An 18,386-nucleotide genomic window follows, 5' to 3' on the forward strand; every position below is an offset into this window, starting at 1 on the left:
CCAAGGGGATAGACGCGCATGGTAGAGCCCGAACAGCGACTGCTGATGCTGATCGACAAGGATCCGGCGCAATGCCGCCTCGTCGGCGCGCTTGCAGGCCGTGAAGGCTGGCGCATGATGTCGGTGCAGGACAGCGAGACGGCGATCGCGACGCTGGGCACCCGTCAGGGGATGCAGCTTTCCGCGGTCATCCTCGACCAGGGCGTACCCGGCGACCGCGCCTGCGAACTGATCGCGGAACTCAAGTCGCGCCGCCCCGCCCTGCCGATCCTGATGCTGACCGGCAGCACCAGCCCGCAGCTGGCCGTGGAGGCCATGCGGGCAGGCGCGACCGATTACCTTGTGAAGCCCGTCTCGCCGGACCGGCTGATGCAGGCCCTGCGCAACGCGACCACGCGGGAGGCACCGGGCGACGAACTTATCCCGATGTCGGAAAAGATGTCCTCGCAACTGGACTTCGACACGATGGTGGGCACCGCGCCCGCCTTCCGCGATGCGCTGGCCAAGGCAGCCAAGGCGGCGCGCGGGCATGGCCATGTGCTGATCGAAGGCGAGAGCGGCACCGGCAAAGAGATGCTGGTGCGCGCCATGCACGCGGCCAGTCCGCGGGCGAAGACGGCGTTCCGCATGATCAACATCGCATGCGTTTCCGCCAACAGCCTCGAATCGCACCTTTTCGGCCATGAGAAGGGCGCTTTCGCTGGCGCTTTCGACAGGCAGGACGGTGCTTTCCAGCACTGCGACGGCGGCACTCTCGTGCTCGACGAGATCGACCGGCTTTCGCTGGAGATGCAGGACCGGCTCATCACAGTGCTAGAAAGCGGCAGCGTGAAGCCGCTTGGCGCGCAATACGGGTTCAAGGTCGATGTCCGCGTGATCGCCGCCAGCAACCTTCCGCTGGCGGACATGGTGGCTGCCGGACATTTCCGCGCCGAGCTGCTGGCCCTGCTTTCGCGCACCCACATCGTGCTGCCGCCGCTGCGCGAGCGCGACCGCGATCTTGGCGCACTGGCGCGCTATTTCCTCCACCAGATCGGCCAGCAGCCGGGCCTGCGCCCGCTTGGCATCACCGGAGATGCGCTGCGCCTGCTGGGCGCCTTCGAATGGCCGGGCAATGTGCGCCAGCTTCAGGCCGTGCTTTTCCGCGCCGCCGTTTTCTGCGACGGCGACGCGCTGACCGCGGAAGACTTTCCGCAACTGCGCGAACTTATCGGAGAGACCGAACAGCCGGTGCGCAACGGCCCCATTCGCGAAAGCGCGGGGGTGCAGCTCTACACCGAAGACGGCAACCTGCGTCCGCTGGAAGATATCGAGGCCGACGTAATCCGTCTCGCCATCGGCCATTACCGGGGCCGGATGACCGAAGTTGCGCGTCGTCTCGGCATTGGCCGGTCGACGCTGTATCGCAAGCTGAGCGATCTCGGCATCGACAACGCCGCATAGACAAATATCATAAAAGTCGCGAAATCGTGCGGAACTCAAGCGAACGTGGCGCGCTTTCACAACATGGTTCAACTTCGATACGCACTGGCAATCGCCGCAGCTTCGCTCGCCGTTGCGTCTTGTGGTGATAGCCGGCCCGACACGGGCGACGAGGCGCCCGACACAGCCGCAACGCAGCCCACTGCCGCTATGCAGACAGCGACGCTGGGCCCATTCACCTACGAGTTCGACCAGGATGCCCTGACCGCGGCGGATATCGAGCTGCGGATCCCGCCGACCTATGAAGAGTCCATGCCGGTCACCAAGCTGATCCCCGAAGCCCGCGCGCAGCAATTGGGCGAACAGGCCTGCCGGTATGGCGAGTCCGGTGAAGTCAGCGAATGCAATGCGAGGCAGGAGATCGGGCTTGCCCTGGCATTGCTGCCCCGCCCCATCGACGAATACCGCGCGGCTTTCGCGGACGAGGACATCGGCAGCACCGACCTGTCGCCGGTCAGCCTGGACGGTGCCGATGGCTTCGCCTTTACCGCCGAGGCCGAGGGAGGCGGGACCGATTACCGCTTCTACAGCATCGAAAACCGCACCATACTCCTCGCTAGGCGGTTCGACGGGTCGGCCGATGACGCGGAAACGGACGAGGCGATGGACGACGTCATGCGCAGCCTCGCGCGCTCGTTCGAGGAACAGCTCGAAGAGGCGGGTTGAGCCCGGTCAGTCGCCGAGCATCGCGAAGTTTGTCAGTGCCGCATCGCGCAAGCCGCGCCACACGTTGCGCGCCTGCACTGTCTCCGCCACGTCGTGCACCCGCAGCAGTTGCACACCTGCATCCATCCCCACCTGCGCAATCGTCAGCGACCCGCCCAGCCGCTTGTGTGCCGGTGCCTCGTTCGAGAGCGCGCCGATCATGCGCTTGCGGCTGGCACCCAGCAACAGCGGCTGGCCGAGAGCGTGGAACAGCGGCAGGGCGTTGAGCAGCGCGAGGTTGTCGCTCAGGGACTTGCCGAAGCCGATGCCGGGATCGAGCACGATCTTCTCGCGCGCGATGCCTGCACCGATGGCCCGGTCGCGGGCGTCCTTGAGGAAGTCGAACACGTCGAACACCACGCCGGTATAGTCCGGGTCCGCGTGCAGGTCCGTGCCCGTCCCCGGCGCGTGCATCAGCACGACGGGAGCGCCCGAGGATGCGGCGAATTCCAGGCTGCGCGGGTCGTAGCGCAGGGCCGAGACATCGTTGATGATGTGCGCGCCCGCTTCCAGCGCGACCTCCATCACCGCCGGGCGGCGCGTGTCCACACTGACGGCCGCGCCCATGCCCACGCACTGGCGGATGGCGGGCTCGACGCGCTTGATCTCCTCGCCTTCCCAAACCTCTTTCGCGCCGGGCCGCGTGCTTTCGCCGCCGATGTCGATGATCGCCGCGCCAGCCTCGTGCATGGCGGCGGCCTGCGCCTGCATGGCATCGGGATTGTCCATGAACTCCCCGCCGTCGGAGAAGCTGTCGGGCGTGACGTTGAGGATGCCCATCACCTGCGGCTGGTCGAGCCGGATCGTTCGCGCGCCAAGCTCCAGCGGGGTGTGCGCCATGCGCAGGTTGGACCACTGCGCCTCGCCTTCCGCGCCGACCTCTTCGGGCATGGCAGCCAGCACGTCGTCGATGGTGGACCGTGTGGCGATATGGCGCTCTATCACCTGCCCGTCGCGCCGCAGCATCACCGCGAACTCGCGGGCGTAGACCATGCCGCCCGCCAGCCGCACGGCCTCACCCTCCACGGTCTGCGGTCCGGGCACGAAGGTCAGCGGCTGGATGTAGATCTGGTCGGCCATTCAGGGTCTCTCGGTCATTTTCCAACTAATGTGGAACACATGGAACAGTGTCCTGGAGCAAGAAAGCCCCCTCGTGTCACTGTCCGCACCCAAAGTGTTACCTTGCGCCGGGAACTGGCATTGAGTGGGACTGCTCATCCCGCCCCCAATGGGCACGCGCCACCGGGTAGGAAACCTCAGTCCTCCGTCGCCAGCAGGTAGAGCCCGCGCGCGGCATCGATGGGTTTCACTTCGCCGCCTGCCTCGTAATGCCAGAAGGTCCAACCGTTGCAGCTGGGCGCATCCTGCAAGGTCTTGCCCACGTGGTGGATGGAGCCGCTTTCCTTGCCGCACTCGATGGAGCCATCGGCGCGCACGGTCGCCTTCCAGCGCCGCTTCTTGTCGAAGATCTCGGTGCCCGGTTTCAACAATCCTGCTTCCACCACCGCGCCAAAGGCGACGCGCGGCTGCGTCTTGCGGCTCTGCATCGTGGTGAGTGCGCTTTCGTCCAGCGGCAGTTCCTTGTCGATGCGGGCGCGCGCGACCTTGCGATAGCTTTCTTCCCGCTCGCAGCCGATCCATTCGCGGCCAAGCCGCTTGGCAATCGCGCCCGTCGTGCCGGTGCCGAAGAACGGATCGAGCACGACGTCGCCCGCTTCCGTCGTCGCCAGCAGCACGCGGTAGAGCAGCGCCTCGGGCTTCTGCGTCGGGTGGGCCTTGTGGCCGGTATCGTCCTTCAGCCGCTCCCCGCCGGAGCAGATCGGGAAAGTCCAGTCGCTGCGCATCTGCAGCTCGTCGTTCAGCGTTTTCATCGCGCGGTAGTTGAACTGGTAGCGTGCCTTTTCCCCCTGGCTCGCCCAGATCAGCGTCTCGTGCGCGTTGGTGAAGCGGGTGCCGCGGAAATTGGGCATCGGATTGGTCTTGCGCCACACGATGTCGTTCAAGATCCAGAACCCCAGATCCTGCAACACCGCGCCCACGCGGTAGATGTTGTGGTAGCTGCCGATCACCCAAAGCGCGCCGTCGGGTTTCAGCACGCGCCGGCACTCGGCCAGCCATGCACGGGTGAAGGCATCGTATGCGCCAAAGCTGTCGAACCGGTCCCACTCGTCGGTCACGGCATCGACATGGCTGCCGTCGGGGCGGTTGAGATCGCCGCCCAATTGCAGGTTGTAAGGCGGATCTGCGAAGACCAGGTCCACGCTGTTATCAGGCAATCGCCGCATCGCCGCCACGCAGTCGCCATCGAGGATCTGCCCCAGTGGCAGGTCCGCCTTGTCGACTGCGGGAGCCTTCGCCTTGCGCACGACCCTTGCCGTGCGAACCTTCGTCATTTCGCCCATGAACAGTATTTCCCTCACTTATCCACAGGGGTGTGAGTCCTTCGAGTCCGCGGGTCAAGGTGCAATTTGGCCGCACCTGTCCAGCCTTCGTAGGGAACGAAAAGAGTCCGCCACAAGATATTGAGTCCCCTGCCCTTTGCAGGACTCGACATTATGTGGTGTGGCCGGGAGGACTCGCACCTCCGGAAACACCGAAAAAAGTCAGCTTTCCGCTTCTGGATCGTCGGCTCCGGCGATGACGGTGGGGCTCCTGTCCCGGCTGGAAAGGAACAGCCACGGCACCACGCCGGGCTGGAAACGGCTGCGGTCGTTTCGATCGAAGAACGGCGGGAAATGGTCGCCCACCACCAGCACGTCCGTTGGCGGCAGGTCGGGGTCCATCGCCATCGCGTCCAGCGCGTCGGCAAGCTGGCCCTGCAGCAGGAACAGGCGGCAAAGCTGCGGGTTCGCGCTGGCCCATGCGTGCCCGCCGAGGCGGCAGTCGTCGGTGCCCAGCGCCGGATCGTCCTTGATCGGCAAGTGCGTGTTGAGCGTGAGGAAATAGACCAGTTGCGGCGCGTCGGCGTGTTTCAGGCGCTGCGTTATCAGCGCGGGCACTTCGCGGTCGCAGGCTCCGGCGAACACGCCGTCGCAGTGCGAGACGCCCCGCCCCGCCAGGTCGTCACGGAACGCGAATTCGTCGAAGCCTATCTGGGGATACCATTGTTCGCGCGAGAAGAAATTGCGCGAGAAGCCGTGGTAGGCGGAGGTTTCGTAGCCCGCCTTGCGATAGCGTGCGGGCAGGCAGTCTTCGGCGAACTGGCCGACATGCGAATAGGCGGCATAACGCCCGCACAATTCTCGCAATTCGCCGCTGGTGGTGGAGCCGTAGAAGGGCACGGCGCCATGCGTCACCTCGTAGCGGTCTCGCCACTCGGGGCGGTTCCAGGCCCGCTGGAAGATGGCTTCCTCCGTCTCTCCCACGGGCACGCCCCAGCCTTCCACCATCACGATAACGAGGTGACGTCCGCTTTCATCAGGTCGCATGATACTGGCGAGCGTGCTAGCGGACGTGAACTGCGCGCCTTCGGGCGGCACGCGGCTGTAGGTGCTGCGGGTGTCCTTCGTGGCGATGTAGTCCGCGGTGAGCAGGCCCATGGTGCCCAGCACGGCGAGGCAATAGGACATGGGCGAGGCAAAGCGGCGCACGTGCGGCGCCTTGGCCAGCGCCAGCCCGGCGGTGGCGACGAAGACGGCGAAGGCGACGATATACTCCGGCGAACGGAACGGCTGGATTTCCAGCAGGAACGGCAGCAGGGAATCGAACTTGCCGATGTCGAGATTGAACAATACGCACACGTAATAGAACGCCGCATAGCAGATCAGCCCTGCCAGTATCAGCCGCTTGGGCCAGGTCCACGGCAGTTGCGCGGCGACAATCGCGATCACCGCCCACAGTGCGAACACCGGCACCATGGGCGGGCCGCCCACGAACCACATCAGCATGAAGGCCGCGTTCGGGATTACCAGCCAGAACAGGAACCAGCGCGCCGGAAAATCTCTCAGGATCGCTGAATTCGCGGGCAAGATGCTTCCTCCGTTGGCGGCCCGCAAGCTGTAGGAAATCTTGGTGAACAGCCGGTAAAGATAGCGCTTGTCGAAGAGCGTTGCCGCGCGGCCCTGCTTGGGGCACACTGGCGCAATACTGGGGGGTATTGCTCATGGCACTGGAAGTGATCGCCGCCGGACTTGGCCGCAACGCCACGTTCTCGATGAAGTTCGCACTGGAACGCCTCGGCTTCGGACCGTGTCACCACATGAGCGAAGTCTTCGCCGATGGTCGACGGCAGGTGCCGCCGTGGATCGAGGCATCGCGCGGTAATCCTGACTGGGACGCGATCTTCGCGAACTTCCGCTCGTCCAGCGACTATCCTTCGGCCAGCTACTGGCGCGAACTGGCGGAGTATTATCCCGATGCGAAGGTGGTGCTCACCACCCGCGATCCGGATAGCTGGTTCGATTCCGTCAACGAAACGATCTTCTCGCCGCGCATGATGGATTCACTTAAAGGCTCACCCGTCGAAGCGATGATGAACGGGGTCATCTTCGACCATTTCGACGGCGACATTACCGACCGCGCTTTCATGACCGACTGGTACGTGAAGCGGAACAGGCAAGTGGTCGACACCCTGCCGCCCGAGCGGCTGCTGCAATTCCACCCGAAGATGGGCTGGCAGCCGCTGTGCGATTTCCTGGGGGTGGAGGTGCCGGACGTGCCCTTCCCCCGCGTCAACAGCCGCGACGAACTCGGCGCGGCAAGTGACGAGATGGGCGGCATTCCGGCAGACCCGGACGAGGCTGAACGCTTCGGCCGCGAATACATCCAGCAATTGCGGGCAAAGGCCTTCGGCTAGGCCAGATAGAACCTAAGCAGGCGCGAGGCCGGGGTCGATCCCGGTCAGTTCCACCGACTTGTCCCACAGGCGCGCGGCGAGCTGTTCGTCCTGCGCGCACTTGCTTTGCACTGCACGGCCGGAGGTATTGCCGCGCGTTTCCTTGAAGCCGTAGGGGCCGTAGTAGCCGCCGCCCTCCGCCGCAGGATCGGTGGCCGCCTGCAGCGCGGGCAAGGCGCCTTCTTCCGACGTGTTGAGCACCGTGCCGACGATGGAAGAAAAGACCTTGCCCCCCTTGATGTGGCGCGTCAGTTCACTCGCCGCGATGCCGGGGTGGCTGGCCAATGCCTGCGCTTTCGACCCGGACTTGCGCAGGCGGCGGTCCAGTTCGTTGGCGAACAGCAGGTTTGCCAGCTTGCTCTGACCGTAGAACTTCGTCTTGTCGTAGCCCTTGCTGCCGTCGAGATTGTCGAAATCGATATCCGCATTGCGGTGGGCGATGCTGGATTGCATCCCCACGCGGCCACCCTCTTCGGCCAGCTTGTCCAGCAGCAGGGAGGTGAAGGCGAAATGGCCAAGGTGGTTCACGGCGAACTGCAATTCGCAGCCGGCCGTCGCGGTGGAGAACGGGGGCATCATCACGCCCGCGTTGTTCACCAGCATGTCGATCCGTTCTTCCTTCGCGGCGGTCTCCGCGGCCTCGCGCACGCTGGCGAGATTGGCAAGGTCGAGGTGCAGGTACTCGGTCTCCCCGCCCTGCTCGCGTCCGCCGTCGATGCGGGCAATGGCGTCCGCCGCCTTGTCGCCATCGCGGCAGGCCAGCAGCACGCGCGCGCCCTTAGCGGCCAGCGCGCGGGCGATCTCGAACCCGATGCCGGTGTTGGCGCCGGTGACGATAGCCGTGCGGCCCTGCTGGATCGGAATATCTCCGAAAGTGAAACTCATCAGAACATCTCCATTTGCGCGACCGGAGCGAAGCTGCGGCGGTGCAGCGGCGTCGGTCCATGTGTTCGCAATGCTTCGAGATGCTCTTTCGATCCGTAACCCTTGTTCCGCTCCCACCCGTAATGCGGGTGCGACCGCGCGGCCTCGGCCATCATCCGGTCGCGATATTCCTTGGCGAGAATGCTGGCAGCGCCGATGCAGGCCTCCTTCCCGTCGCCGCCCACGATCGCGCGGGCGGGCCAGCGCCATTCGGCGCAGCGACCGGCGGGCGTGAGGTTGCCATCGATCAGCGCCTCCAGTCGATCCTCGCGCAGCACTTCGCACAGGTTCCGCATGGCAAGGCTCATCGCCAGCATCGTCGCCCCGAAGATGTTGAGCCGGTCGATCGCTTCCACGTCCACCACGCCGATGCCGAAGGCGCAGCGGCGGCGGATCGCCACTTCCGCCTCGGCCCGCGCCTTCGCGGTCAGCTTTTTCGAATCGCCTACGCCCTTTGGTCGGGGCTTGCACAGCAGCACCGCCGCCGCCACAACCGGTCCGGCAAGCGGCCCGCGGCCCGCCTCGTCCACCCCTGCAACCAGGGGGCCGGGGCCAAGCGAGGCACAAAATTCGTTCGAGGGAGTTCCGGAAAGCATGCGTAACAAAGTCCTGACCGCCATCATATTCCCCACCGTCGCTCTCGCAAGCTGCAACAGCGCCGCAACCGGGGATACCGCCCCGTCCGCCAGCGCCACCGAAGAAGCCGTTGCCGCCGTTGCCGGTGGCGAGCCGGTGGAACTGCAGTCCACCTCTCCCTTCGACGCAGCAAGCTACGGCGCCTTCGACGAGCCCTGGGCGCTGGCATTCGAGCCCGGCACGGGCGTGATCTTCATCACCGAAAAGCCCGGCACGATGAAGTTCTACGATCCCGCAAGCGGCCGCATGGGCACGGTTACGGGAATGCCGTCCGTCGCCTATCGCGGACAGGGCGGGCTCGGCGCGCTCGCCTTTGCGCCGGACTATGAAACCAGCGATACGATCTACCTGTCGTGGGCAAAGGAGTCGGGCGAAGGCACCAAGGCCGCTGTCGGGCGCGGCACGCTGATATGCGACGCAGCCGATGCCTGCCGCGTTGATGGCCTCACCGAAATCTGGGAGCAGAGCCGCGCGGGCGAGCGTCCCGGCCACTATTCCCACCGCCTCGCGTTCTCGCCCGATGGCCAGTACCTGTTCGTCTCCAGCGGAGACCGGCAGGAGCAGGACCCCGCGCAGAACCTGGAAAACAACCTCGGCACCGTGGTGCGCCTGAACCTCGACGGCACGCCCGCCGCCGGCAACCCTTTTGCCGACCGCGGCAGCCCGGCCGACCAGATCTGGTCCTACGGCCAGCGCAACATGCTGGGGCTGGAATTCGATCCCGCCGGCAACCTGTGGGCTTTGGAGCACGGCCCGGCTGGGGGTGACGAGCTGAACCTTGTCGAGCCCGGCAACAATTACGGCTGGCCCACCCGCTCCAACGGCGACAACTACTCCGGCAGCGATATTCCCGATCACACGGCGGACGATCCTTTCGTGAAGCCCGCAATCAGCTGGAACCCGGTGATCGCACCGGGCGGCATGACCTTCTACACAGGGGACATGTTCGCCGACTGGCAAGGCCAGCTGCTGATCGCCAACCTGCGCACCCAGTCGATCAGCCGCGTCACCGTGAATGCCGCGGCCAACTCGGCGGATGAAGCCGCGCGCTACGAATTCCCGCGCCGCCTGCGCGATATCGCCCAAGCTCCGGACGGGGCGCTCTGGGTGATCGAAGACGGCGCTGAGGGCCGCCTCATCCGCCTCACGCCGAAGGGTTAGACGAAAAGGTAACGCGCGAAACAGTTGCGCCTGTGGGCGCGCCGCCCTATCGGCGCGCCCCCTATGACCGACGTTACCGCCACCCTGATTCCGCTAGCCGAAGTGGACCCCGCCATGGTCGAGGAGTTGCTCGACCGTGCCTTCGGGGAAGACCGTCATTCGCGCACCGCATACAAGGTGCGCGAGGGGACGGACTGGCTGCCTGCATTGAGCTTCGCCGTGGTGGACGAGAATCGCTATCTCGTCGGCACCATCCAGGCATGGCCCGTCGCGCTCACGGACGATCAGGGCCGCCGCCACCCGATGCTCATGGTCGGCCCCGTCGCCGTGGTGCCCGAACGGCACAACCAGGGTTTCGGGCAGGCGCTGTTTGCCGCCATGTTCGACGCGATGGACCCGGCCGCGCCGCTGCCGCAGGTGCTGATCGGCGATCCGGAATACTACGGCCGCTTCGGTTTTCACGGCGCGCCGACGCAGAACTGGCAGTTGCCCGGCCCGTTCGAACGGCATCGCCTGCTGGTTCGCACGGACAATCCCGGCGTTTTGCCCGACCACGGCACTTTGGGCCCTTGGCTTGGCTGACATCAATGGCCATCTGGTGTGAACCATGGCCTACGATATCCCGCCCGACCTTGCCGGAATGAACCTGCTGGAAATTGCCGAGCAGGTCGAGGCGCGCAAGCTGCCTCCCGTCGACACCTGGAAGCCGGAAGCGACCAGCGACAGCAACATGCGCATCGCAGCGGACGGCACCTGGTATCATGACGGCAGCCCGATCACCCGCCCCGCGATGGTACGCGCCTTCGCCAGCCTGCTGTGGCGCGATCCGGAGGACGGGCAGCACTACCTCGTCACCCCGCACTACCGGCAGACGATCGAGGTGGAGGACGCCGCCTTCATTGCCACCGACATGCGCGATGATGGCGATGCACTGGCGTTCCGGCTGAACACCGATGAACTGGTGATCGCCGGGCCGGACAATCCCCTGCGTGCTGCGGGCGATGCCGATGCGCCGTCGATCTATCTCGCCGTGCGCCACGGGTGCGAGGCGAAGCTGGACCGTTCCACCTGGATGCAACTGGCACAACTTGCGCTGGACAAGGGGCACGAGCCGCTTGCCGTCACCAGTCAGGGTGAAACCTTTTCCCTGGTGCCTGCTGCATGAGCCTGCTGTTCGACCGTCTGCATCGCCACTTTGCCGACACGCAGCACGTCGGCATGGCGGGCATTCGGGACGACAGCGAATTCGTGGTGGGGCAGGAACTGCGCGATGCCGCCGTCCTGATTGCGGTCACGGAGCGGGCCGAACCCGGCGTGCTCCTCACCCACCGGCCCCTCACCATGCCCAGCCATCCCGGACAGGTCTCTTTCCCCGGCGGCAAGCTGGAAGCGGGGGAGAGCGTGATCGAGGCCGCCCTTCGCGAAGCGGAGGAGGAACTCGCGATCGATCCCGCCCGCGTGCGCGTGGTGGGAGAGGCAACCACCTTCGCCACCGGTAGCGGCTACCGCCTCACGCCGGTCCTGGGCGTCATCCCCTCCGATATCGAGATCCGGCCCGACCCCCGCGAGGTTGCCGACTGGTTCGAAGCGCCGCTGCGCCACCTGCTCGACCAGTCCAACCACAAGCCCAAGATCGGCATGTTCAACGGCAACGAGCGGCCCTACGTCGAGATCGACTGGCAGGGCCATCGCATCTGGGGCATCACGGCGGGCATCATCGCCCACCTCTCGCACCGCCTGTCGGTGGACGATCTGGTTGAATAGCGAGGCGCTTCGTGCTCAAGGCGAAGCGTGACGAAAGCCACTCTCTCCCAAGCCGAATGGACGCAGCGCGCAGACCTCGCGCAGCTTGTTGCCGCGCTTGACGCGGATAACCTGCGCTGGGTGGGCGGCGCGGTGCGCGATACGCTGCTGGGGCTTGCGGTAAAGGATATCGATGCTGCCACGCTGCTGCATCCCGAAGAGGTGATGACGCGGCTGAAGGAGGCAGGCATCAAGGTCGTGCCAACGGGCCTCGATCACGGCACCGTCACCGCCGTGGTGGATGGCGGCCCGGTTGAAGTTACTACCCTGCGCAAGGACGTCGCCACCGATGGCAGGCGCGCCACCGTGGCCTTTGCCGACAACTGGCAGGACGATGCCGCACGGCGCGATTTCACCATCAACGCGCTCTACGCCCATCCCGTAACGCTGGAAATCAGCGACTATTTCGGCGGGCTGGACGATCTGGACGCACGCCGCGTGCGCTTCATCGGCGACGCGCGCGAGCGCATCCGCGAGGATCACCTGCGCATCCTTCGCTACTACCGCTTCCAGGCGCGGTTCGGCTCCGTGCTGGATGACGAGGGCGAGGACGCCTGCGCCGCACTGGCACCCACGTTGAAGGGCCTCAGCCGAGAACGCGTGGCGATGGAACTGCTCGGCCTGCTGGACCTTGCCGATCCGGTGCCCACCGTGCGCCGGATGTTCGATCGCGGCGTGCTGCCGGTGATCCTGCCCGAGGTGGAGGAGGACGGCCTTGCCCGCCTCTTGACGCTGACGCGTACGGAAGCCGCGCAGGGTGCGGCACCCGACGCGATCCGCCGCCTCGCCGCCATGTTGCCCGCAGAACCGAAGACCGCCGAACAGGTTGCGGCGCGCCTGCGCCTTTCGAACGCGCACAAGAAGCGCCTCGCCCGCCTTGCCGCCCGCGCCCGCAGGCCCGGCGATGCCCGCGTGCTCGCCTACCGCGAAGGAATGGACGTGGCGCGCGACCTGCTGCTTCTGGCAGAGCAATCGACGGCGGCGCTGGACAGGTGGGAAATCCCGCAGTTCCCCTTGAAAGGCGGCGAAATTGTCGCACGCGGGGTGGGTGCCGGACCGGAAGTTGCGCGCGTATTGCGAGCGGTCGAAAACCGCTGGCTGGAAGAAGGTTTCCCCGATCGAAGCCGTATCGATCAATTGCTGCGCGAAGAATTGCCCGCCGACAATTAGTACGCATCGCTTACAATTTCTCCTTGAAATAGGCTGCCGGGCTGGTGCAGGTAGTGTTCAGAAGCCGTCTGCTAGAAGGCTTTTTAACGGGATCGGCGCTGTGTTTGCGCCGTCTGTGTCTGCCCCGGCAAGTGGCCGGGTGCTTGCCGCCCGTGTGCCATTTCCGGCGCCATTCCTGGCCATGTCGGACGAATTAGAACTCCCGGACCCGCACATGCGAAGGGTCTGGATGGAAGGGGATTATTTGCATGAAGAAGATCGCACTCACCGCCGCCGCAGCCGTTGCTGCCCTCGCCGCCAACCCTGCCATGGCGCAGGACGTGGGCGACACCGTGATGGGTAACGACGGCAACGCCATCGGCACCGTGGCCCAGACCAACGAACAGGCCGTGTTGCTGTCGGTCGACGAATACCAGATCGCCCTGCCCGCCAACCTGTTCGGCGAAGGCGAAACCGGCCCGACCCTGAACGTCACCAAGGCGCAGCTGGTGCAGATGCACGAACAGCAGCTGGCCGAAGCCGAAGCCGCGCTTGCCGCTGCCCTCGTCGAAGGCGCCGCCGTCGTCACCGCCGATCCGCAGCCGCTGGGCACCATCGACACCATCGACGAAGCCAACGTCGTGATCGTGCGCGAAGACGAAAGCAAGGTCACGCTGCCGAAGGAAATGTTCGCAGTCGACCAGAACGGCGCGCTCGTCGCCCGTATCATGATGGCCGACCTCGAAGCTGCCCTGGCCGCACAGGCCGGCTAAGCTTCCAGCTTACCAAGATCACCAAGGAACCCGGCAGGAGCGATCCTGCCGGGTTTTTCTTGGATGTTCTGTTTTTCGAAGCCGCGGAGGCGGCCTCGCAATATCCTAGAACCTGTTATCCTTTGGGAAGCCCTGCGGCGGTAATCGGCCCGCAGCGCCGCGCGCGACTTTCCACATGCCGATCTCGTTCTCCGTCCGCGTGCGGTCGCCCTTGCCGCCCATCTGCCAGCTGAGGCCTTCTTCCAGCGTGAAGGTGGTGGCATCGGAAAGGCCGCCGTCGCGGTAGCGTTGCAGGGTAACGCCCTGCCCGCGGGTCATCACCGGCATTTCCTCCAGCGCGAAGACCACGAGCTTGCGGTTCTCGCCCACCACGGCGACGTGGTCGTGCGCAGGCGCCACTTCGCGTGCCACCGTCAGCTTCGCATCGCCTTTCAGGTTCACCACCTGCCGGCCCTTGCGGGTCTCGGCCAGCAATTCGTCCGTGATCGCCACGAAGCCCTTGCCCACAGTGGAGGCGAGCAGCACCTGCTTGTCCTTCTCGTGGACCACAACAGCGATGATCTGCGTCGCGGCATCGATATCGAGCGTGTTGCGAACTGGCTCGCCAAAGCCGCGTGCGCTGGGCAGCTTGTCCGCGCCAAGCGTGAAGAAGCGCCCGTCCGCCCCCGCCAGCAAGAGCTTGTCGGTCGTCTGGCAATGGACGGCAAAGGCCGGGCCGTCGCCTTCCTTGTACTTGAAATCGCCGCAGCCGTCCTCGCCAAGGTCCACGTGGCCCTTCGCCGCGCGGACCCAGCCCTTGGCCGAGAGGATCACCGTCACCGGCTCCTTCTCGATCATGGCATCTGGGTTGAATTCCACTGTCGGCGCGGCTTCGGCAATCGTGGTGCGCCGCGCGCCGATGGCGGTATCTTCGCCGTATTCCTTGCGCAGGGCCGCCATGTCGCGCTTCAGCCGGGTGCGCTGGCGCGCCGGGCTTTCGAGCAGCTTGGTCAGCTCGTCCTGCTCCTTCAGCAGCTCGTCCTTCTCGGTGCGAAGCTGCATCTCCTCCAGCTTGCGCAAGCTGCGCAGCCGCATGTTCAGGATGGCCTCGGTCTGCCTGTCGGTAAGGCCGAATTCCTCCATCATCACCGGCTTCGGCTCGTCCTCTGTACGGATGATCTCGATCACCCGGTCGAGGTTGAGGAACGCAATGATGTAGCCTTCCAGCAGTTCCAGCCGGTCCGCGATCTTGGCGAGGCGATGCGCCGTGCGGCGTTGCAGGATCTCGATCTGGTGCGTGACCCAGTTCTGCAGCAGCTCCTTCAGCCCCATCACCATCGGCGTGCGGGTGTGATCCAGCACGTTGAGGTTGAGACTGAAGCGCGTTTCCAGGTCCGTCAGCTTGTAGACGCTTTCCTTCAGCAGTTCGGGATCGACGTTGCGGCTGCGCGGCACCAGCACGACGCGCACCTGCTCGTCGCTCTCGTCGCGTACGTCTTCCAGGATCGGCAGCTTCTTGTCGCCGATGGCCGCCGCGATCTGCTCGATCAGCTTGCCCTTGGGCACCTGGTAGGGGATTTCGGAGATGACGAGCTGGTATCCGCCGCCCTTCTGCCGCTCGATCCCCGCCTCGCGGTCTGCTTCGCTCTCGGCTTCGGCGGCAAAGAACCGTCCGCGCACGCGGAAGGAGCCGCGACCCGTTTCGTAGGCATTGGAAATCGCCTCCGGGCTGTCGACCACAAGGCCGCCGGTGGCGAAATCCGGCCCCTTGAACACACTCATCAGCTCTTCGTGGGTAACGTCCTTGTTGAACATCACCATCTCGGCGGCATCCAGCACTTCGGCCACGTTGTGGCTGGGGATAGAGGTCGCCATGCCCACCGCGATGCCGCTGGCTCCGTTCGCCAGCAGGTTGGGGAAGAGGCCGGGCATGATGACCGGTTCTTCTTCCTCGTTGTTGTAGGTGGGAATGAACTCGACCGTGCCTTCGTCCAGCCCGTCCATCAACTGCATCGCGGTGCGCGTCAGCTTGCATTCGGTGTAGCGATAGGCGGCGGCGTTATCGCCGTCGATATTGCCGAAGTTGCCCTGCCCCTCCACCAGCGGGTAGCGCAGCGTGAACGGCTGGGCGAGGCGCACCATCGCATCGTAGACCGCCACGTCCCCGTGCGGGTGATACTTGCCGATCACGTCGCCCACCACGCGGGCCGATTTCTTGAACGTGCTGTCGGGCGACAGGCGCAATTGCCGCATCGTCCACAGCAGGCGGCGGTGGACCGGCTTCAGACCATCGCGCAGGCCCGGCAGCGAACGCGCCGTGATCGTTGACAGGGCATAGACGAGGTAACGCTCCGAAAGCGCGCTTTCGAACGGTTCGCGGGTGATGCCCGCGCCGGAATCACTGGGTTCTTCAACGGTTGCCATGCGGCTTGCCCTATCACCGTCTCCATTCGCCGGACAGCGCGGAACGTGGGCCTTTCCCCACCCGTTGCAGGGTCAAACACCAAATCGCGAAACAGGAGCACACATCATGGCACAACGCGTAATGATCCTTGCCACCAACGGCTTTGAACAGTCGGAACTGGAAAAGCCCAAGGCGAACCTAGAAGACGCCGGTTACGAGACCGTCGTGGTCAGCCTGGAAGACGGCCAGATCAAGGGCTGGGACAAGGACGACTGGGGCAGCCCCGTCGATGTCGACCTGACGCTGGACGAAGCAACCGAAGCCGAATTCGATGCGCTCGTCCTCCCCGGTGGCCAGATCAATCCGGACCTGCTGCGCGTGGAAGACAAGGCCGTGCAGATGGTCAAGGATTTCAACACTGCGGGCAAGCCGATCGCCGCAATCTGCCACGCCCCGTGGCTGCTGATCGAGGCGGGCCTTCTGAACGGACGTGGTGCCACCAGTTACAAATCGATCCGCACCGACCTCGCCAATGCGGGTGCAAATGTGCTGGACAAGGAAGTGGTGGTCGACGGCAATCTCATCACCAGCCGCAATCCCGATGACATTCCCGCGTTCTCCAACGCCATCATCGAAGCGCTGAAGCGGGAAAGCGCGAAGTTTACCGAAGCCGCCTGATCCCCGGAAACGACCCGTCCCCCCAATCCCTTCCGGGGATATCGGACTTCGACAAGGCCCCGTCGTGCTGGACAAGCGCGGCGGGGCTTTCCTGTGCGTGCCGAACCTATCCCGTCGCCCGCGCATTGGATTTCCCATGGGGAAGACAATGCTTGATATCGTCCGCCTGAAAGCAGGCGCGCTTCTGCTCTCGTTGATGCTGGCCTTCGTATCTGCCGCGCAGGCGCAGGACGGACGCTCCGTCGCCGCCGGTTCGGAGCCATACGTCTACCAGGTCGAGCAACTGCAGAACGGCGGTGGCTCCGGAACCCCGCTGGAACTCGACACGCCAATGGGCATGATCGAGACGTTCATGGCGGCAGGGGCGCAAGGCGACTGGCAGGCGGCCTCCGCGGCGATGGATTTTGCCAATGTCGATGCCGATGCGGCCACGCAGCAAAGGCTTGCCGCACAGCTTTACGACCTTGTCCACCGCTCCATCTCGATAGACTGGGTCGACCTGCCCGACCGGCCCGACGCCGTCGATATCATCGCCAGCGACAAGAACCCCATGGCAGGCATCGCGCGCCGCTCGCTGCGGCTGGCGACGCTGGACATGGACGGGCGCACCGTCCCCGTCCGCCTGGCCCGCGTGCAGGAACCGGGCGGAGAGCCGGTCTGGGTGTTCAGTCGCCAGACGGTGGCCAACGTGCCGCAGCTCTATGCCATTTACGGTCCGACGAAGTTCGAGCAGTCCCTTCCGCCGATGCTGCGCAAGCAGGCGTTCTGGACGCTCGCGTGGTGGGAAGTGATCGCCCTGCCGCTGATCCTGCTGCTGGGCGCGCTGGCCGCTGCGCTCACCTACCGCGCCATCGGGCATTTCCGTGATCGGACGGACGAGGACGGCAAGCTGTTCGGCGTTTTGCAGGCTGTCCATCTTCCCGTCACGCTGCTGGCCTTTGCCGGGACTTTCGCCCTCATCCGCGGCACCTTCTTCCGCCTGTCCGGTCCCGTCGCCGACTTGCTCAATCCGCTGCAGCTGCTGCTGATCATCGCGGCGGTCATCGGCATCCTGCTGTCCGCGCTGGATTTCCTGTTCGATTTCGCCACCACGCGCCGCACCAGCAAGCTGGAGGCGCCCGACAACAACGAGGACCGCAACTTCTACACCAAGATGAGCGCCATCCGCCGCATCCTCACAGCCGTGCTGCTGCTGGCGGGAATCGGCTTCCTGCTGGTGGCCAGCAACATGTCGAACACGCTGGGCTTCTCCATCATCGCTTCTGCCGGGGTGCTGGGCCTGGTGCTGGTGTTCGCCGCGCGCAAGGTGTTGGGCGATATCATGGCCAGCGTGCAGATCGCTTTCGCCCGCACCGCAAGGATCGGCGATGCCGTCTATTACGATGGCCAGTGGTGTTATGTGGAGAAGATTGGCTTCACCCACTTGCGCCTGCGCAGCTGGGACGAACGCCGCGTGATTGCGCCCGTCAGCGCTTTCACCAGCGAAAGCTTCGAGAACTGGACCAAGCAGGACCCGACCATCATGATGCATGTCGAGCTGGAGCTGGACCACCGCGCCGATGTCGACGCGCTGCGCGGGCCCTTCCGCGAATTTATCGAGAACGACGAGGACGTGATCGATCCCCAGGACGCCGCCTGCCAGGTCGTCGGCCACAGGGCGAACGCCATGATCGTGCGCTTCATGGCACGCGCGCAGGACCCGAAGGTCGGCTGGAAGATGCACTGTCGCCTGCGCGAACACATGCTCGCCGCCGCTGCCCGGCTGGATGCCGGCGAAGGCAACGAACCCGGCCCCGCCTTCCTGCCCCGCGAACGCGAAGTGCGGATGGACCTGGCGGTGGAGGAGGAAGTGGGCTGA

Annotated in this window: 17 protein-coding genes; 11 read left to right on the forward strand and 6 right to left on the reverse strand. The window is 65.2% G+C overall.

What is annotated here, in order from left to right:
- The first annotated feature begins 18 nt into the window (after positions 1 to 18).
- Positions 19 to 1,443, forward strand: coding sequence for a sigma-54-dependent transcriptional regulator (locus ABFX23_RS13810; RefSeq protein WP_346033585.1), 1,425 nt, complete (start codon positions 19 to 21; stop codon positions 1,441 to 1,443).
- Positions 1,444 to 1,506: 63 nt separating this feature from the next.
- Positions 1,507 to 2,148 carry a hypothetical protein gene (locus ABFX23_RS13815; protein ID WP_346033586.1) on the forward strand — a complete coding sequence of 214 codons (642 nt, stop codon included), beginning with the start codon at positions 1,507 to 1,509 and terminating at the stop codon, positions 2,146 to 2,148.
- A 6-nt stretch (positions 2,149 to 2,154) separates the two neighbouring features.
- Here ABFX23_RS13815 and folP read toward each other — a convergent pair whose 3' ends face one another.
- From folP to ABFX23_RS13830, 3 genes are all read right to left on the reverse strand, one after another.
- Positions 2,155 to 3,267, reverse strand: a complete 1,113-nt coding sequence (gene folP, locus ABFX23_RS13820; RefSeq protein ID WP_346033587.1) for a dihydropteroate synthase — start codon at positions 3,265 to 3,267, stop codon at positions 2,155 to 2,157.
- A gap of 176 nt (positions 3,268 to 3,443) precedes the next feature.
- Complete coding sequence (locus ABFX23_RS13825; RefSeq protein ID WP_346033822.1) at positions 3,444 to 4,580, reverse strand: site-specific DNA-methyltransferase; 1,137 nt, start codon at positions 4,578 to 4,580, stop codon at positions 3,444 to 3,446.
- A gap of 210 nt (positions 4,581 to 4,790) precedes the next feature.
- Entirely contained in the window at positions 4,791 to 6,155 is a 1,365-nt protein-coding gene (locus ABFX23_RS13830; protein ID WP_346033588.1) for a sulfatase-like hydrolase/transferase, read from the reverse strand.
- A gap of 134 nt (positions 6,156 to 6,289) precedes the next feature.
- Here ABFX23_RS13830 and ABFX23_RS13835 point away from each other — a divergent pair, with 134 nt between their 5' ends.
- A complete protein-coding gene (locus tag ABFX23_RS13835; RefSeq protein WP_346033589.1) occupies positions 6,290 to 6,982 on the forward strand; it encodes a sulfotransferase family protein in 693 nt (230 codons plus the stop codon).
- Between the two features lie 12 nt (positions 6,983 to 6,994).
- On the opposite strand, the gene ABFX23_RS13840 is transcribed toward ABFX23_RS13835, so the two are convergent.
- Positions 6,995 to 7,906: an oxidoreductase gene (locus ABFX23_RS13840; protein WP_346033590.1), complete on the reverse strand. Its 912-nt coding sequence runs from the start codon at positions 7,904 to 7,906 to the stop codon at positions 6,995 to 6,997.
- Positions 7,906 to 8,541 (reverse strand): ribonuclease HII, encoded by a 636-nt coding sequence (locus ABFX23_RS13845; RefSeq protein WP_346033591.1) that lies wholly within the window; start codon positions 8,539 to 8,541, stop codon positions 7,906 to 7,908. The genes ABFX23_RS13840 and ABFX23_RS13845 overlap by 1 nt, the downstream gene beginning before the upstream one ends.
- Between ABFX23_RS13845 and ABFX23_RS13850 the strand changes: the two genes are divergently transcribed.
- The 6 genes from ABFX23_RS13850 to ABFX23_RS13875 all read left to right on the forward strand — a co-directional run bounded on the left by ABFX23_RS13850 (position 8,540) and on the right by ABFX23_RS13875 (position 13,467).
- Positions 8,540 to 9,742 (forward strand): PQQ-dependent sugar dehydrogenase, encoded by a 1,203-nt coding sequence (locus tag ABFX23_RS13850; RefSeq protein WP_346033592.1) that lies wholly within the window; start codon positions 8,540 to 8,542, stop codon positions 9,740 to 9,742. The two genes, ABFX23_RS13845 and ABFX23_RS13850, sit on opposite strands and share 2 nt — an antisense overlap.
- 63 nt (positions 9,743 to 9,805) lie before the next feature.
- Positions 9,806 to 10,324 carry a GNAT family N-acetyltransferase gene (locus tag ABFX23_RS13855; protein ID WP_346033593.1) on the forward strand — a complete coding sequence of 173 codons (519 nt, stop codon included), beginning with the start codon at positions 9,806 to 9,808 and terminating at the stop codon, positions 10,322 to 10,324.
- Between the two features lie 25 nt (positions 10,325 to 10,349).
- Complete coding sequence (locus ABFX23_RS13860) at positions 10,350 to 10,907, forward strand: DUF1285 domain-containing protein (RefSeq protein WP_346033594.1); 558 nt, start codon at positions 10,350 to 10,352, stop codon at positions 10,905 to 10,907.
- A complete protein-coding gene (locus ABFX23_RS13865; protein WP_346033595.1) occupies positions 10,904 to 11,506 on the forward strand; it encodes a CoA pyrophosphatase in 603 nt (200 codons plus the stop codon). Before ABFX23_RS13860 ends, ABFX23_RS13865 begins: the two co-directional genes overlap by 4 nt.
- 27 nt (positions 11,507 to 11,533) lie before the next feature.
- On the forward strand, positions 11,534 to 12,715 hold the full coding sequence (locus tag ABFX23_RS13870) for a CCA tRNA nucleotidyltransferase (protein WP_346033596.1): 1,182 nt from the start codon (positions 11,534 to 11,536) through the stop codon (positions 12,713 to 12,715).
- A gap of 248 nt (positions 12,716 to 12,963) precedes the next feature.
- Positions 12,964 to 13,467, forward strand: a complete 504-nt coding sequence (locus tag ABFX23_RS13875) for a hypothetical protein (protein WP_346033597.1) — start codon at positions 12,964 to 12,966, stop codon at positions 13,465 to 13,467.
- 105 nt (positions 13,468 to 13,572) lie between these two features.
- On the opposite strand, the gene parC is transcribed toward ABFX23_RS13875, so the two are convergent.
- Positions 13,573 to 15,870, reverse strand: a complete 2,298-nt coding sequence (parC, locus tag ABFX23_RS13880) for a DNA topoisomerase IV subunit A (RefSeq protein WP_346033598.1) — start codon at positions 15,868 to 15,870, stop codon at positions 13,573 to 13,575.
- Positions 15,871 to 15,976: 106 nt separating this feature from the next.
- Between parC and ABFX23_RS13885 the strand changes: the two genes are divergently transcribed.
- Positions 15,977 to 16,528 carry a type 1 glutamine amidotransferase domain-containing protein gene (locus ABFX23_RS13885; protein WP_346033599.1) on the forward strand — a complete coding sequence of 184 codons (552 nt, stop codon included), beginning with the start codon at positions 15,977 to 15,979 and terminating at the stop codon, positions 16,526 to 16,528.
- 148 nt (positions 16,529 to 16,676) lie between these two features.
- Positions 16,677 to 18,386, forward strand: a complete 1,710-nt coding sequence (locus ABFX23_RS13890; RefSeq protein ID WP_346033600.1) for a mechanosensitive ion channel family protein — start codon at positions 16,677 to 16,679, stop codon at positions 18,384 to 18,386.

Source organism: Erythrobacter westpacificensis (assembly GCF_039542285.1).
Classification (GTDB): Bacteria; Pseudomonadota; Alphaproteobacteria; order Sphingomonadales; family Sphingomonadaceae; genus Alteraurantiacibacter; species Alteraurantiacibacter westpacificensis.